The 16816-nt window shown below is 59.7% G+C and carries 14 protein-coding genes; 12 read left to right on the top strand and 2 right to left on the bottom strand.

Annotated features, from left to right (window positions below; translation table 11 throughout):
* Positions 1-37: 37 nt before the first annotated feature.
* On the bottom strand, positions 38-4615 hold the full coding sequence (locus ACIOZM_RS14400; RefSeq protein WP_401214818.1) for a hypothetical protein: 4578 nt from the start codon (positions 4613-4615) through the stop codon (positions 38-40).
* Positions 4616-4894: 279 nt separating this feature from the next.
* On the opposite strand from ACIOZM_RS14400, the gene urtA reads away from it, so the two are divergent.
* From urtA to ACIOZM_RS14340, 12 genes are all read left to right on the top strand, one after another.
* A complete protein-coding gene (gene urtA / locus ACIOZM_RS14395; protein WP_401214816.1) occupies positions 4895-6160 on the top strand; it encodes an urea ABC transporter substrate-binding protein in 1266 nt (421 codons plus the stop codon).
* A gap of 236 nt (positions 6161-6396) precedes the next feature.
* Positions 6397-7899: an urea ABC transporter permease subunit UrtB gene (urtB, locus tag ACIOZM_RS14390; protein ID WP_401214813.1), complete on the top strand. Its 1503-nt coding sequence runs from the start codon at positions 6397-6399 to the stop codon at positions 7897-7899.
* Positions 7899-8978 (top strand): urea ABC transporter permease subunit UrtC, encoded by a 1080-nt coding sequence (gene urtC, locus ACIOZM_RS14385; protein WP_401214811.1) that lies wholly within the window; start codon positions 7899-7901, stop codon positions 8976-8978. The genes urtB and urtC overlap by 1 nt, the downstream gene beginning before the upstream one ends.
* Complete coding sequence (gene urtD / locus ACIOZM_RS14380) at positions 8975-9844, top strand: urea ABC transporter ATP-binding protein UrtD (RefSeq protein WP_401214808.1); 870 nt, start codon at positions 8975-8977, stop codon at positions 9842-9844. Before urtC ends, urtD begins: the two co-directional genes overlap by 4 nt.
* A gap of 131 nt (positions 9845-9975) precedes the next feature.
* Positions 9976-10674, top strand: a complete 699-nt coding sequence (urtE, locus tag ACIOZM_RS14375; RefSeq protein ID WP_401214805.1) for an urea ABC transporter ATP-binding subunit UrtE — start codon at positions 9976-9978, stop codon at positions 10672-10674.
* Between the two features lie 43 nt (positions 10675-10717).
* Positions 10718-11557, top strand: coding sequence for an urease accessory protein UreD (locus ACIOZM_RS14370; RefSeq protein WP_401214802.1), 840 nt, complete (start codon positions 10718-10720; stop codon positions 11555-11557).
* Positions 11558-11704: 147 nt separating this feature from the next.
* Positions 11705-12007 (top strand): urease subunit gamma, encoded by a 303-nt coding sequence (locus tag ACIOZM_RS14365; RefSeq protein ID WP_401214799.1) that lies wholly within the window; start codon positions 11705-11707, stop codon positions 12005-12007.
* A gap of 9 nt (positions 12008-12016) precedes the next feature.
* A complete protein-coding gene (locus tag ACIOZM_RS14360) occupies positions 12017-12550 on the top strand; it encodes a GNAT family N-acetyltransferase (RefSeq protein ID WP_401214796.1) in 534 nt (177 codons plus the stop codon).
* Between the two features lie 6 nt (positions 12551-12556).
* Positions 12557-13090, top strand: a complete 534-nt coding sequence (locus ACIOZM_RS14355; RefSeq protein WP_401214793.1) for a GNAT family N-acetyltransferase — start codon at positions 12557-12559, stop codon at positions 13088-13090.
* Positions 13090-13398, top strand: coding sequence for an urease subunit beta (locus ACIOZM_RS14350; protein WP_401214790.1), 309 nt, complete (start codon positions 13090-13092; stop codon positions 13396-13398). Before ACIOZM_RS14355 ends, ACIOZM_RS14350 begins: the two co-directional genes overlap by 1 nt.
* A 166-nt stretch (positions 13399-13564) precedes the next feature.
* A complete protein-coding gene (gene ureC, locus ACIOZM_RS14345) occupies positions 13565-15265 on the top strand; it encodes an urease subunit alpha (RefSeq protein WP_401214787.1) in 1701 nt (566 codons plus the stop codon).
* 132 nt (positions 15266-15397) lie between these two features.
* Positions 15398-16525 (top strand): sensor histidine kinase, encoded by a 1128-nt coding sequence (locus ACIOZM_RS14340; RefSeq protein WP_401214784.1) that lies wholly within the window; start codon positions 15398-15400, stop codon positions 16523-16525.
* A gap of 136 nt (positions 16526-16661) precedes the next feature.
* On the opposite strand, the gene ACIOZM_RS14335 is transcribed toward ACIOZM_RS14340, so the two are convergent.
* Positions 16662-16816, bottom strand: a 155-nt coding sequence (locus tag ACIOZM_RS14335; RefSeq protein WP_401214888.1) for a chaperone modulator CbpM, incomplete at its 5' end; no start/stop codon positions are given.

Below are 16816 nucleotides of genomic sequence, written 5' to 3'. Positions count from 1 at the left end.
CTCAGCGGATATCTCTCAGCGATTTAACCTGCGCGAGTTACAGCTCGTCACGAGGTGGTTTTTCCGCTGCGCTGTGATCCTTAAGCGCTGGTGGTTGCCATTCAGCGCTGACCGGGCCACGACGGGGCCAGAACGCATCGACGTCAAGTACCTGCATTGTGCTGCTGCCCAGCAGTTTGCTGAAAAAGCTGCTGACACCGGCCTCCAGGCCTTCATTCAATATTGCGGTTTCGCTCGCCGTATAGCTCGGTGTGAATTTCAGCAAGGCGCCACCACGGCCGCTCAGATAACAACTGGAGCCCGGCGCCGCATTCTTCAGCACCTGAGTACTGAAGCGCAAATCGCCAAGGGCTAGCTGGCTGACAAGCCTGCGATCCGTATCACTGACAACCTTGGCGAGCACATTGACCACTTTGTAAAACTGATGAACACCGGCCAGTTGGAAGCCTGTCGGAAATTGCGGGGGCGACAACGGCGCTACACCGGGCACTTTCACCTCGGCAATCGGCCCACCGGGACCTGAATAAAACAAGCGGGTTGCCGCGCGATACTCACCACTGCTGCCATCTTCAAGGGGTTCGATTGCAACGAAGGAACCGGATTCGGTCTGCAGCAAAATCCCGCCCAAAAACTGTTTACCGTTGTACTCACCCACCAATTGTTGCGCCCAGCGGGCGGCATCGTCGGCATGAGCGAAAATCGGGCTCAGTGCAAACCGGTTGTCCTGCGGCCATCTGACCAGACCGATACCGGTTTTTTCACCCATGGCGTTGACGCGGAACGGTGACCAGAAACTGCTGCGAACGACCACGCGCAGCTCGCCGTTTCGCACCACTTTTCGCAAATATTCCGACAAGGGCTCGCGGCCCTCACTCAACTCGTTCCAGTAGGCATCGGTCGCGCTGAAGCTTGCCCACTGCTGCGCGATGCCGCGCGCTTCGTAGCGCAATAGCGCCCCGTCAGCGCAGGAAAAATACAGTTGTAGATACGTATTCCCCTGAGCCGAGGACACCCTCACAGCATCCAGTGCTCGGGAAAGATTCTGAGGCGTGATGAAACTGTTGTAGAGATCACCAGGGCCAGCAGCAGACACCTGCGGCGCGCAAACATAAACCCCATGAACACGGTAACCCTGCGGCAACAATTCTTGAGGAAACAACCGCGCAAGACTCAAACTACCTTGCGTACAAACCACGGCAAGGGTCGCCATGTACTGTTCGGAGCTCAACGATTTCAAGACGAAACCGAACATTACTTCAACACCGGTTTGCGTGTGCCGATGCACGTACCGGATGGCGTCGTCGGATTGTGTGAACACCGGACTCAACGCTGGATCTGCCACCGCAAAACGCCGTAGCGCCGGTGCAATCGGGCTGGAGTAGCCAGCCCAATGCGATAACCGTCGCGCCATTCCCCATACATGACTTTCCTGAACCACATACAGGTTACCGGCCTTGGCCAGGCGATTGACGAACTCGCTGGGTGTCAGTTTCGCAGCACGCATCTGCAACTCGATCGGTGTCTGTCTGAGCTGAAGCTGACTGGCGGGCACCAGCGCTTGTCCAAGCTGTTTTTCCTCACGGCTGCCAGTACGGGTATATCTGATCAGGCTGTCTTCCAGACCAATCAGGTATTCGCTACCGGGTGACAAGCTCGCCCCGGCAGTTCCTTCACGCAGGATGGCCGACAGAAAGTCACTGGAAAACATGTTGAAGTAGGTGTCACGTTCCTTACCTGACAAGGCAAAGACCGGTTCTATCTTGCGGCGCGAATGATAGCGGGCGACCACTGTGCTGCTCGCCAGGAATTCACCGTGGTCCGCCAGTTCGTCAAGGCGAATCCAGTTTGCCGGAAAATTTTCGACGTCCACCGGCACCGGTAACGTGGTAACAAACAAGCCGTCGGCCCGACGCAGGACCACCCCGCCATAAATCCGCTCGCGCCGTGTGCCCAATTGCGCCATGGCAAAACGTACCGCGTCATCCTGCCAGACAAAAGCCGGGCTCAGACGCCGGCGTTGCACAGAGGCATTGGGCTTCCACGACACTGAAACCGGTCCCGTCTCCCCCCAACACTCACTGCTGACCCGGACCTCGAGACGCCCGGCAGCCAGTATCTTGCCCATGACACCCGGAAACGGCGGCACCTCACCCGCCATCAGCGATGACAAGGCCCTGGGGCCGATTGAGTCCTGACCGGTGGCGAACAGCGGCGCCCCAGGTGTATAGCGGTAGTCCAGCAAGGCACCGTCGAGCGTCGCAATGTACAACTGCAACTCCTGATGATGGGTCAGTCGCTGCGTGTCCTTGTCGTCGAACAGAGCAACGAACAAATCGTTCGGCGCAATAAAGTGTCGGGCGAACCAGCGATCGGTTGCCGACAGCCCGTTTGCCAGCCACTGTGCGCAGTAATACACGCTGTGGATGCGGTACTCATCGATCAGCACCTGCGCACCAAAATCAACGGCCAGATTCAATGCATCCAGACGCCGGGCGACTACCGTCTCGGTCGCTACATACTCGTCTCGTTCATGGTGTTTGAGGATAAATCCAAGCCCGGCGGCAACCGCTCTATAGTCTGTGCAAGCTTGGGCATGTGCGTTGAGAACGGCTTTTTCGGGCGTCGAGAACAACCTCCCGAGTCTTGGCTGAAAAGTGCGGATGGCGGGGTTTTCGCTTGACGATACCTCACCCAAAACCGTGTCGCGCACGCCCCACGTATCGTTGCCGATCAGTACCCGCAACTCGCCCGTATTGGCCAATTCCGTAACGACATCGCTCGGTTGCCGGGCACCACTCGTCAGCTCCTGGGCAATGAGGCTCGCACTATTGCCCTGCAACGCTACCCGATCCTGCAATTGCCGGCGGGCGGTGTTTTTTCCGGGATCAAACCGATAAGCCAGCAAGCTGTCCGCCGAGCTTGAAAGATACGCCACGGAAAGATGCTCGTGGCTACCCAGGATCATCCGGATATCTACTTCGGTGAACATTTGCGCCGCTTTTTGCCGCTCGGTCTCATCACTGCCCACACCAGAGCTATCACCGCTCCAGCGCGAGGCGTAAACCCCGTAAAGTGAGTAACCTTCGGCCAGAATAACCGGCGTCCCATCCGCCGTCAGAGGGCGAAACCTGTCCAGGGCGAACCTTGCACCCGACACCGCAACCGGCCAGGTCGCGACATAGCGCTTATGGCTATCTTGCAGGATCAAACCGGCGTAAGCCTGATCGCGGCGACTGCCTATTTGCCCATGAGCGAAACACGCCGCATCATCAGCCAGTACAAATACCGGGCTCAGGTGACGCGAATTGGCATACGGCTGCCATTGATCATCAACGCGCCCCGTGACATCCCATAAAGCGCTGCCCTTGAGCACCAGCAACTCTCCACCCTGTGCCACACGGCGGACGTAATCCGAGGGTTTAAGCGTACCGGCCTTCAATTGCGCGTCGAAATCACTACCGTTGATCAACGGTGCTTCGTCGAGGTGGTGCGTAGGCTGGTATTGCAGTACTGCACTTTCGCTGATCAAGGCATACAGTTTAAGGAAGTCTGCATACTTCTCACGGGCCACATCCCTGATAGAAAAGTCGATGCCGCTGGCCAGGTCGGTCGGGGTAAAAAATCGTTCATACAGCCAGGGCTCGGCGGTACCCGCACCATCAGCCGCAGATTCGTAGTACAAACCTTCGAGGGAATAGTCGAGGAACCGGGTCAGTTTGCCATCGCCGTCCATGGGGAACGTGTCACGCAACGCAGTTTGCGGGGCATAAGAGCTGACTCGATACGTGGCAACCCAGTCATCGCTTGACCCGGACTTCAGAACGAACCCCATATAGCTGGTGCCCTTTTGCAGAACTGCAGCCCCGCCAACTGCCAAGATGGCATCGCTCGCCTGATTCTTCACCGGACCGTAAAACGGCTGATCCCCGGGTACCCCGGGTTCAAGCAACGGCATGCCAAGCGTCCACTTCGCCGGGACTCTCCCTCTGGTACCTCCCCACTGGGGATTGGCAACCAGCACAACCAGTTTGCCAATCCGCGCCAACGTATCAATCATCGTAAAAGTGGCGCCGAACTCACTGCCCCTGGTGATCCCGACGTCAATAAGCTTCCTTTCGCTTCCCGGCTGTACGGACTCGTACTTGATCAAAGAACCATCCGGGCCCGACAAATAATGTCTCTGTGCGTAGGGCCCCTTACCCTGCATTTGCAAAGCCAGATGGGCTTCGGAGAAAAAGCCGAGATACAGCTTGATTTGCTCAGTCGACCACTTCGGATATTGCTCGTGGAGCAACGCATGATCTGCGGCATTGGAAACGTAGTAACCAGCGCCGATAAAACCCTCAGGTTCAAACAGTTTCCGGGAAGGTAATCCCATCCAGAGAAACTCATCAAAATTGAAAAGCGTCCTCCGGCCCTCGATCGGCAGTGTGGGTACAAACTTGCCATCGTCGCGCTGAAGAATCATGCCGCCGTACGACACATTGCGATGTGTACCGATCAGTCGATGAATCCAGTACGCCGCATCATCAGCACTAATGAATGCGGGGCCCAATGCCGGAAATGCGCGTTTCGGGCTGGGTGCTGAAGACGTTTCCCTTGTAGTCATGTCCATGATTCGCTCACTCGATTGAGAAGACCCGATGATCAGGTCTTTTCGAGCAGCATCTGCGGTACATACGTATCGATCGACTCTATGACGGCACCAATGCTGCGCACAGACGTGCACCACGCACCTGTCGCAGCCCTAACCTGGTGCGCCATGTGGCGCGCCAACCGCTCTGAAGCGACATTTCCCTGCCTTTTCCCGACCGGGCACAGCCTTTGCTAAAGACCTTTCAGTCGTCCGCATCTGCCAACCATAAAAAACTTTAACGTTCATGGAGATCGCACAATGAAGCGTCGCAGTTTGATCAAGGCTTTCACACTCACGGCAAGCATTGCCGCGATGGGCATGACCTGGACTGTCCAGGCCGCCGAAACCATCAAGGTGGGTATTCTGCATTCGTTGTCCGGGACCATGGCGATCTCCGAAACATCGCTCAAAGACATGGCGCTGATGACCATCGACGAGATCAACGCCAAGGGCGGCGTCAACGGCAAGATGCTCGAACCGGTGGTGGTTGACCCGGCGTCGAACTGGCCGTTGTTCGCAGAAAAAGGCCGGCAGTTGCTGACTCAGGACAAGGTCGCGGTGGTGTTCGGTTGCTGGACGTCGGTGTCGCGTAAATCGGTGTTGCCGGTGTTCGAAGAACTCAACGGCCTGCTGTTCTACCCGGTGCAATACGAAGGCGAAGAGATGTCGCCGAACGTGTTCTACACCGGCGCCGCGCCGAACCAGCAGGCGATTCCGGCGGTTGAATACCTGATGAGTGAAGAAGGCGGCAGCGCCAAGCGCTACTTCCTGCTCGGCACCGACTACGTCTACCCGCGCACCACCAACAAGATCCTGCGCTCGTTCCTGCATTCCAAAGGCGTCGCCGACAAGGACATCGAAGAGGTCTACACGCCGTTCGGGCACAGCGACTATCAAACCATCGTCGCCAACATCAAGAAATTCTCGGCTGGCGGCAAGACTGCGGTGATCTCCACGGTCAACGGCGACTCCAACGTGCCGTTCTATAAAGAACTGGCCAACCAGGGTCTGAAAGCCACCGACGTTCCAGTGGTCGCATTCTCCGTGGGCGAAGAAGAACTGCGCGGCATCGACACCAAACCATTGGTGGGCAACCTGGCGGCCTGGAACTACTTCGAGTCGGTCGATAACCCGACCAACAAGAAATTCGTCGCTGACTGGAAAGCCTACGCGAAGAAACACAACCTGCCGGGCGCTGACAAAGCGGTGACCAACGACCCGATGGAAGCCACTTACGTCGGCATCCACATGTGGGCGCAAGCGGCCGAGAAAGCCAAATCCACCGACGTCGACAAAGTCCGCGAAGCCCTCGCCGGCCAGACCTTTGCCGCGCCGTCGGGTTACACCCTGACCATGGACAAGACCAATCACCACCTGCACAAGCCAGTGATGATCGGCGAGATCCAGGCGGACGGTCAGTTCAACGTGGTGTGGCAGACCGAAGGCCCGATCCGCGCCCAGCCATGGAGCCCGTTTATCGATGGCAACGACAAGAAGCCGGATTATGCGGTGAAGAGCAACTGAGCCATTGGATGTCGGGCCCGATGAACTCTGTGGCCCGACCAAATCCCCTGTAGGGGCGAGCCTTTGTGGTGAGGGGATTTATCCCCGTTCGGCTGCGTAGCAGTCGCGAAACCGGTCGACGCGATCTATCTGATAAACCGCGAATGTCGGGTTTTGGGCTGCTTCGCATCCCATCGGGGATAAATCCCCTCGCCACAAAGCTCACTCCCACAATGTCCGCGTCAAGGCGACTGACTATGCCCACTGCCCTCTACCGCTTCATCCTCGCCATCGCGCTGCTCCTGCCGATGGCCGCCCACGCCGGCGACGCCGAAGACTTCGTCGCGGCCAATCCCATGCAACAAGCCAAACTGTTGGAAGCCTGGGCCGCGCAGCCCGATCCGGCCCGTGTCGAACTGATCAACGCTCTGCAACAAGGCGAATTGACCATCGACGGCCAGCCAAAAATCCTGCGCCTGAACAACCGCCTGCGGGGTCTGATCGACACCGCCATGGCCAGCCAGCAATTGCTCGCCGCCGACGCCAAAATCCGTCTGAATGCCGCGCAGCAATTGCAGAAAAGCGCGAAACCCGCGCAGCTGAAATTCCTCGACCAGCAACTCGCTGGCGAAAAAGATGAAAACGTTCACGCCGCTCTGAACCTGGCGCTGGCCAATCTGCAACTGGTCGATACCGACCCGGCGGTGCGTCTCGCTGCCGTGCGCCTGCTCGGTGAAACCGGTGATCCGCTGGCCCGCACCCGCCTCGAAAATCTGCTGCAACCCGGCGTCGAAGCCGATGACAACGTACGCACCGCAGCAGAAACCAGCCTGGCCCAGGTCAAACGCAAACTGCTGATCGGCGAAATACTCGGTCAGGCATTCAGCGGCATGTCCCTCGGATCGATCCTGCTGCTCGCGGCACTGGGTCTGGCGATCACTTTCGGCCTGCTCGGCGTGATCAACATGGCCCACGGCGAGATGCTGATGCTCGGCGCTTACTCGACCTATGTGGTGCAGTTGATGTTCCAGCGTTATGCACCGCAGGCCATCGAGTTCTATCCGCTGATCGCGCTGCCGGTGGCATTTTTTGTCACCGCTGCCATCGGCATGGCGCTGGAGCGCACGGTGATTCGCCATCTCTATGGCCGACCGCTGGAAACGTTACTCGCCACCTGGGGCATCAGCCTGATGCTGATTCAACTGGTGCGGCTGGTGTTCGGTGCGCAGAACGTTGAAGTAGCCAACCCGGAGTGGCTGTCCGGCGGGATTCAGGTGTTGCCGAACTTGGTGCTGCCGTACAACCGCATCGTGATCATCGCTTTCGCCTTGTTTGTGGTCGTCCTCACCTGGCTGCTGCTGAACAAAACCCGCCTCGGCCTCAACGTCCGCGCGGTCACCCAGAACCGCAACATGGCCGCCTGCTGTGGCGTGCCGACCGGGCGCGTGGACATGCTCGCCTTCGGCCTCGGTTCGGGCATCGCCGGGCTTGGCGGTGTGGCGCTGAGTCAGATCGGCAACGTCGGCCCGGATCTCGGGCAGAGCTACATCATCGACTCGTTCCTGGTGGTGGTGCTCGGCGGCGTCGGTCAACTGGCCGGCAGCGTGCTCGCCGCGTTCGGCCTCGGTATCGCCAACAAGATTCTTGAACCGCAGATCGGTGCGGTGCTCGGCAAAATCCTGATCCTCGCGCTGATCATTCTGTTTATCCAGAAACGTCCGCAAGGCCTCTTCGCATTGAAAGGACGGGTGATCGACTGATGAACCAGCCTCTACTCGTTACGGCCACGCAAAAGGCCGGTCCGAAAATCACCATCGCTGTCGGTGCGGTGATTCTCGCGCTGCTGATCGCCCTGCCGCTGCTGTCTCTCTTGCCCGCCGACAATGCCCTGCAAGTCTCGGCCTACACGCTGACGCTGGTCGGCAAGATTCTTTGCTACGCCATCGTCGCGCTGGCGCTGGATCTGGTCTGGGGTTACGCCGGCCTGTTGTCCCTCGGCCACGGTCTGTTCTTCGCCCTCGGTGGTTATGCGATGGGCATGTATTTGATGCGTCAGGCAGCGGGTGATGGCTTGCCGGCGTTCATGACGTTTCTGTCGTGGACTGAATTGCCGTGGTACTGGAGCGGCACCAGCAGTTTTGTCTGGTCTATGTGTCTGGTGGTGTTGGCGCCGGGATTGCTGGCGTTGGTATTCGGTTTTTTCGCCTTCCGTTCGCGGATCAAAGGCGTGTATTTCTCGATCATGACCCAGGCCCTGACCTTCGCCGGCATGCTGCTGTTTTTCCGCAACGAAACCGGATTTGGCGGCAACAACGGCTTCACCAATTTCCGCACGATTCTCGGCTTTGGCATCACCGAACCCGGGACTCGTGCGGTGCTGTTTCTGGCGACGGTGTTGCTGCTGGTAGCAAGCCTGTACATCGGCTGGCGACTGGCGCGCAGCAAGTTCGGCCGAGTGCTGACCGCACTGCGTGACGCGGAAAACCGCCTGATGTTCTGCGGCTACGACCCGCGTGGTTTCAAGCTGTTCGTCTGGGTGTTGAGTGCGGTGCTGTGCGGCCTCGCGGGGGCACTGTATGTGCCGCAAGTGGGGATCATCAACCCCAGCGAAATGTCGCCGACCAACTCTATCGAAGCGGCCGTGTGGGTCGCTCTCGGTGGGCGCGGCACGCTGATCGGACCGTTACTCGGCGCTGGCGTGGTCAACGGCATGAAGAGCTGGTTCACCGTAGCCTTCCCCGAATACTGGCTGTTCTTCCTCGGCGCGCTGTTCATCGTCGTGACCTTGTACCTGCCCAAAGGCGTGATCGGCCTGCTGAAGAAACGAGGTGAATCATGAGAGTCACTGCGAGCGCTGAATTCATGCTTGAGCCGGCATTTTTCCCGGTCGAGCCAAACAAGGATGCTGGCACCAGCCGCGACTCGATCGGCCTCGGTCAACGCGTCGGCCCGGGCCTCGACACGCGCCACGGCACGATCCTGACCCTGGAAGACATCAGCGTCAGCTTCGACGGTTTCAAGGCACTGAATGATTTGAACCTGTACATCGGCGTCGGCGAACTGCGCTGCATCATCGGCCCCAACGGCGCGGGCAAGACCACGCTGATGGACGTGATCACCGGCAAGACCCGGCCCAGTCACGGCAAGGCCTGGTTTGGCGAAACCCTGGATCTGACGCAGATGAGCGAGGTGCAGATCGCCCAGGCCGGCATCGGTCGCAAGTTTCAGAAACCCACCGTATTCGAAGCGCTGAGCGTGTTTGAAAACCTCGAACTGGCGCAGAAAACCGACAAGTCAGTGTGGGCCAGTTTGCGCGCACGGCTGAGCGGTGAGCAGAAGGATCGCATCAGCGAGGTGCTGGAAACCATTCGCCTGACCAGCTCGGCCAACCGCCCTGCCGGGTTGCTGTCCCACGGGCAGAAGCAATTTCTGGAAATCGGCATGTTGCTGATGCAAGACCCGCAATTGCTGCTGCTCGATGAACCGGTGGCGGGCATGACCGACGCCGAAACCGAGTTCACCGCCGAACTGTTCAAGAGCCTCGCCGGCAAGCACTCGCTGATGGTGGTCGAGCACGACATGGGCTTCGTCGGCTCGATTGCCGACCACGTCACCGTTCTGCATCAGGGCAGCGTGCTGGCCGAAGGGTCGCTGGAGCAGGTGCAGGAAAACGAACGGGTGATCGAGGTCTACCTCGGCCGCTGATCGCTGCATGCCTTCCCTGTAGGAGCTGCGGCACGCTGCGATCTTTTGATCTTGCTTCTGAAAGTCAAAAGATCGCAGCGTGCCGCAGCTCCTACACAGAGCGGACTGTGTGGAACATAAGGAATCTGAACATGCTGCAAGTCGACAAGCTGCACCAATACTACGGCGGTAGCCACATCCTGCGCGGCCTGAGCTTTGACGTGAAGGTCGGCGAAGTCACCTGCCTGCTGGGCCGTAACGGCGTGGGCAAGACCACTCTGCTCAAGTGCCTGATGGGCCTGTTGCCGGCCAAGGAAGGTGTGGTCAATTGGGAAGGCAAACCGATCACCGGGTTCAAGCCGCACCAGCGCGTTCACGCCGGTATCGCCTATGTGCCACAGGGCCGGGAGATCTTCGGGCGCCTGACCGTGGAAGAGAATCTGCTGATGGGTCTGTCACGTTTTCCCGGCAGCGAAGCGAAAGAAGTACCAAGTTTCATCTACGAACTGTTCCCGGTGCTGCTACAAATGAAGCAGCGTCGCGGCGGCGATCTGTCCGGTGGTCAACAACAGCAGTTGGCAATTGGCCGCGCATTGGCCAGCCGCCCGCGCTTGCTGATCCTCGACGAACCCACCGAAGGCATTCAGCCATCGGTGATCAAAGAGATCGGCGCAGTGATCAAGAAGCTTGCAGCCCGAGGCGACATGGCGATTCTGCTGGTGGAGCAGTTTTACGACTTTGCTGCCGAACTGGCTGATCAATATCTGGTGATGTCCCGGGGCGAGATTGTCCAGCAAGGGCGCGGAGAAAACATGGAAGCCGAGGGTGTGCGTGGGCTGGTGACAATCTAAGACGACGGTTTAATCTGTAGCCTGCTAACGATAATTAAAAAACATGAATTTACCTTTGAACACTGCCCTGTTTACCCCGAGCTGGCACGCCGAGCTGGAACTCGCCTACGCGCGTTTCGGCGATTGCACGCGCCCGGTTCTGCGTCGCCATCGCGGCCCGCTGCGCGTGCAAAAACATCTGTACGCCGAAGGGCCGCAAGTCTGCCAGCACATCATCGTCCACCCGCCAGGCGGGATTGCCGGCGGTGACCGGCTCGACATCAGCGCCCGCGTCGAAAGCGATGCCTGGGCACAGATCACCAGCCCTGGCGCCGCCAAGTGGTATCGCGCAGCCGGGCCGGCGTATCAGAAGCTGGATTTGAAAGTCGCCGCTGGAGCGACCCTCGAATGGCTGCCGCAGGAAACCATCGTTTACAGCGCCGCGCAGGCGGAACTGACGACTTCGATTGATCTGGAAGGCGATGCCCGGCTGTTTTACTGGGACGTGGTCGCACTCGGACGACCGGCGAGTGGCGAGCGATTCGACCTCGGGCATTTTCAGTCGCACCTGGATATCCGCCGCGATGGCCGCTTGCTGTGGCATGAGCGCCAGCGCATCGTCGGCGATGACGGTTTGCTCGATTCGCCGATTGGTCTGGATGGACAACCGGTGTTTGCAACGTTGCTGGTGACCGGTGAAATTGATGCCGAACTGCTGGAGCGCTGCCGCTCGTTGAGCCATGAGGTGCGCGGCGATCTGACCCAGTTGCCGGGCCTTTTGATCGCCCGTTGCCTGGCCAGTGAAGCATTGCTCGCCCGTGCCTGGCTGATTGATTTATGGCGCCTGCTGCGCCCTGCGTTGCTTGGCCGCGAAGCCATGTCCCCACGCATCTGGAACACCTGAAATGCATTCCCCTGTAGGAGCTGCCGCAGGCTGCGATCTGTTGATCTTGCTCTTAAAAAACAAAGTCAAAAGATCGCAGCCTTCGGCAGCTCCTACATACAGCATACGACTCAATATTTTTTAACTGCCGACAATGGATTTCAAACGATGGATCTGACCCCACGCGAAAAAGACAAGCTGCTGATCTTCACCGCCGGCCTGGTTGCCGAGCGGCGTTTGGCCCGTGGCGTGAAACTCAACTACCCGGAAGCCATGGCCTACATCTCGGCGGCGCTGCTCGAAGGCGCCCGTGACGGCCAGACCGTCGCCGATCTGATGCACTACGGCACCACCCTGCTCAGCCGTGAACAAGTGATGGAAGGCATCCCGGAAATGATCCCGGAGATCCAGGTCGAAGCGACGTTTCCCGACGGCACCAAACTGGTCACCGTCCACCAACCGATCGTCTGAGGCCGCGCCATGACTTACATCATTCGCGATGCACTGCACGCCGATCTGCCGGCGATCCGCGACATCTACAACGACGCCGTGCTCAACACCACGGCAATCTGGAACGATGCCCCGGTTGACCTCGGCAATCGTCAGGCATGGTTCAGCGCCCGCCAGTCTCAGGCCTACCCGATTCTGGTGATCGTCGACGCCGACAATGTCGTGCTCGGCTACGCTTCATTTGGTGACTGGCGGCCATTCGACGGCTTTCGTCACACCGTCGAACACTCGGTCTACGTACGCAGCGATCAGCGCGGCAACGGCCTCGGCCCGCAACTGATGACGGTGCTGATCGAACGCGCAAAAACCTGCGACAAGCATGTGATGGTCGCGGCCATCGAAAGTGGTAACGCCGCCTCGATTCGCCTGCACGAGCGTGCCGGTTTTGTCATCAGCGGGCAGATGCCGCAGGTGGGCACCAAGTTCGGCCGCTGGCTCGACCTGACCTTCATGCAACTGACCCTCAATCCTGGCGCGGAGCCGCCGAACGCCAACAAGGAGTGAACTTCGATGAACGCCGCCCAACTGCGCCGCGTCAATGCTGAAAGTTTTGCCCACTATCGTCAGGGCCTGATCGATCTGCTGCTCGACGCGGTGGGTTATGGCGCCAGCGTCGGCTTCATGGCTGACCTCGATGCCGTTCAGGCTCGTGCGTATTTCGATGAGGTTCAGGACAACCTGAACAAGGGCAACGTGCTGCTGTGGGTGGTGGTCAAGGACGAAGAAGTACAAGCCAGCGTGCAATTGGGCTTGTGCCAGAAGGCCAACGGCTTGAACCGCGCTGAAGTGCAGAAGTTGCTGGTGCGTGAACAGGCGCGGCGGCGCGGCTTGGGTCAGCAATTGATGAATGCCCTGGAGCTGTCTGCCCGCCAGTACAAGCGCGGCATGCTTTACCTCGACACCGAGGCCGGCTCCCCCGCCGAAGACTTTTACAAGGCCCTGGGTTACAGCCGCGCCGGGGAAATCCCCGACTACGCTTGCGACCCGAGCGGCACTTACCGGGCCACCGCCCTCTACTACAAGATTCTGCAAGGAGCCCAGTGATGATTCCCGGTGAATACCAGATCCAGCCCGGCGATATCGAACTCAACTTCGGCCGCCGCACTGTCAGCCTGAAAGTGGCCAACAGCGGTGACCGGCCGATTCAGGTCGGTTCGCACTATCACTTTTTCGAGACCAACGACGCCCTGACCTTCGACCGCGCCGCCAGCCGTGGCATGCGCCTGAACATCCCGGCCGGCACCGCCGTGCGCTTCGAGCCGGGGCAAAGCCGCGAAGTCGAACTGGTGGATTACGCCGGGCATCGCCGGGTGTTCGGCTTTGCCGGGCGGGTCATGGGCGACCTCGACTGACCCGCACAACCCTGTGGCGAGGGGATTTATCCCCGTTCGGCCGCGCAGCGGTCGCCCATCAGTCACCGCGTTCTACCTGACAAACCTCATTTGCTGAATGGCGGGTGCTTCGCACCCGAACGGGGATAAATCCCCTCGCCACAATAAATTTGTGCAAGGAAATGAAATGAAGATTTCCCGTCAAGCTTACGCCGACATGTTCGGCCCCACCGTCGGTGACAAGGTGCGCCTGGCCGACACCGAGTTGTGGATCGAAGTCGAAAAAGACTTCACCACCTACGGCGAAGAAGTGAAATTCGGTGGCGGCAAAGTCATCCGCGACGGTCAGGGCCAAAGCCAACTGTTGGCCGCCGAGGTGGTCGACACGCTGATCACCAACGCGCTGATCATCGACCACTGGGGCATCGTCAAAGCCGACGTCGGCCTCAAGGACGGACGCATTGCCGCCATCGGCAAGGCCGGCAATCCAGACGTGCAACCCAATGTGAATATCGCCATCGGCGCCAGCACCGAAGTGATTGCCGGCGAAGGAATGATCCTCACCGCTGGCGGCATCGACACGCACATTCACTTCATCTGCCCGCAACAGATCGAAGAAGCGCTGATGAGCGGCGTGACCACCATGATCGGCGGCGGCACCGGCCCGGCCACCGGCACCAACGCGACCACCTGCACCTCGGGCCCGTGGCATCTGGCGCGGATGCTCCAGGCCGCCGACGCGTTCCCGATGAACATCGGCCTGACCGGCAAGGGCAACGCCAGCCTGCCAGAGCCGTTGATCGAGCAGGTCAAGGCCGGCGCCATCGGCCTCAAGCTGCACGAAGACTGGGGCACCACCCCGGCGAGCATCGACAATTGCCTTAGCGTCGCCGACCAGTACGACGTGCAGGTGGCGATCCACACCGACACCCTCAACGAATCCGGGTTCGTCGAAACCACCCTCGGCGCGTTCAAGGGCCGCACCATCCACACCTATCACACCGAAGGTGCCGGTGGCGGCCACGCGCCGGACATCATCAAGGCCTGCGGTTTCGCCAACGTGCTGCCGAGCTCGACCAACCCGACGCGGCCGTTCACCCGCAACACCATCGACGAACACCTCGACATGCTGATGGTCTGCCACCACCTCGATCCGAGCATCGCCGAAGACGTCGCCTTCGCCGAAAGCCGTATTCGCCGCGAAACCATTGCTGCCGAAGACATCCTCCACGACCTCGGCGCGTTCTCGATGATCAGCTCCGACAGCCAGGCCATGGGCCGCGTCGGCGAAGTCATCACGCGCACCTGGCAGACCGCCGACAAGATGAAAAAGCAGCGCGGCCCGCTCCCTCAGGACGGCGAAGGCAACGACAACTTCCGCGCCAAACGTTACATCGCCAAGTACACCATCAACCCGGCGATCACCCATGGCATCAGCCATGAAGTGGGCTCGATCGAAGTCGGTAAATGGGCGGATCTGGTGCTCTGGCGTCCGGCGTTTTTCGGCGTCAAACCGACGTTAATCCTCAAGGGCGGCGCCATCGCCGCCAGCCTGATGGGCGACGCCAACGCCTCGATCCCGACCCCGCAACCGGTGCACTACCGCCCGATGTTCGCCAGTTACGGCGGCTCGTTGCACGCCACCAGCCTGACGTTTATCAGTCAGGCCGCGCAGGAGGCCGGGTTGCCCGAAGCGCTGGGGCTGAAAAAGAAAATCGCCGTGGTCAAAGGTTGCCGCGAGGTGCAGAAAACCGACCTGATTCACAACGACTATCTGCCGAACATCGATGTCGACCCGCAGACCTATCAGGTCAAGGCAGACGGCGTGCTGCTGTGGTGCGAACCGGCGGAAACCTTGCCGATGGCGCAACGCTATTTTCTGTTCTGATTACAGCAGTGGATGGGTGAGGGAGCTTGCTCCCTCACCCACAGATTCATTCACATCAATGGTCATGTAATTCCCGCCAAAGAGACTAGTATTCGAGTCGCCACCTCACGATTCACGTCCAGGTAATCACTCATGGGCCTTTCCGAGTTCATCGTGTCCAACGCTGACCTTGTCGTCGACGATTGGGAACAATTTGCTCAAACCATCACCCCCGCTGCCGATTTCCTCGACAGCCCGGCGTTGCGCGATCACGCCCGTGCAATCCTGCTGGCCGCCGCCCGCGACATGCACAAACCGCAGACGCCCGGCGAGCAAGCCGCCAAGGCCCGGGGTGAAGGCCCGGAAAAGACCCCAAGCCTCGACGAAGCCGGCGCCAGTCATGGTGAACTGCGCCATACCGTGGGTTTTGATCTGGTGCAGATGACCTCCGAGTTCCGCCATTTGCGCGCCTGCGTGATTCGCCGCTGGGTCGCCAGCCTGACGTCACCGGACATGGCCTGCTTTCAAGAGATGATCCGTTTCAACGAAGCCATCGATGAAGCCCTGGCCGAATCCACCGCAGCCTACGCCGAGCAGGTCAATCGCTCGCGGGATATCTTCCTCGCGATCCTCGGCCACGATCTTCGTGCGCCGTTGCAAGCGGTGAGCATGTCGACGGAAATCCTCCTGCGCAAAGCCGCACTCGAAGGTGATGCGCTGACGTGCGCGATCAGCATCAAGCGTGGTGCCCGGCACATGGCGGCAATGGTCAGCGATTTGCTGGAGCTGGTACGCAGCCGTCTCGGCAAGAGTCTGCCTATCGATCCCGCGCCGATGGACATGGCCAATTCCGCACGTACGGCCATCGCGCTGGCCAGTGCCGCCAATCCGACTTGCGCGCCGACGCTGACGATCACCGGGGATACCCGTGGTGTGTGGGATGCGGGCCGTCTGGATCAGTTGCTGCAAAACCTGATCGGCAATGCCTTGCAGCATGGCTCGAACCAACGCGCCGTTGCATTGACTCTGCGGGGCGAGCCCGACAGTGTGCGGCTCACGGTGCATAACGACGGGGCACCGATCCCCGAGGAAAGTCTGGGGACGATTTTCGATCCGCTGGTGCGCAGCGCCAATGAAGAACTCGGCCAGCCGACGACCAGCCTCGGTCTGGGCCTGTTTATCGTCAGGGAAGTAGTGAATGCCCATGGCGGGACGATTGAAGTCAGCTCGAACGAGACCGACGGGACACTGTTTAGCGTGGTGTTGCCGAGAAAGGCTTAGCAGGAAAACCGGGGGGAATTCATCGCTGGCAAGCCAGCTCCCACAGGAACGTCGTCGAATGCAGAATGGGTGAACGACGCTAAACCTTGTGGGAGCTGGCCTGCCAGCGATGAGGCCCGCAAATACCACCGAGAACCTACTCGACCACCAGTCGCCCCAGCCGCTGCTTGAGCATCTGGTTTTCAGCCCGCAGTTCTTGCACTTCTTCCAGCAGATTCAGCGCCAGCGCCACACCTTCCCACTCCAGCTCCAGATCGCGCCGCAGCTTGGCGGCGCGTTTGGCCAGGGCCA

Source organism: Pseudomonas sp. NPDC087346, from assembly GCF_044744235.1.
Classification (GTDB): domain Bacteria; phylum Pseudomonadota; class Gammaproteobacteria; order Pseudomonadales; family Pseudomonadaceae; genus Aquipseudomonas.
This window is presented reverse-complemented; position numbering and strand designations above follow the sequence as displayed.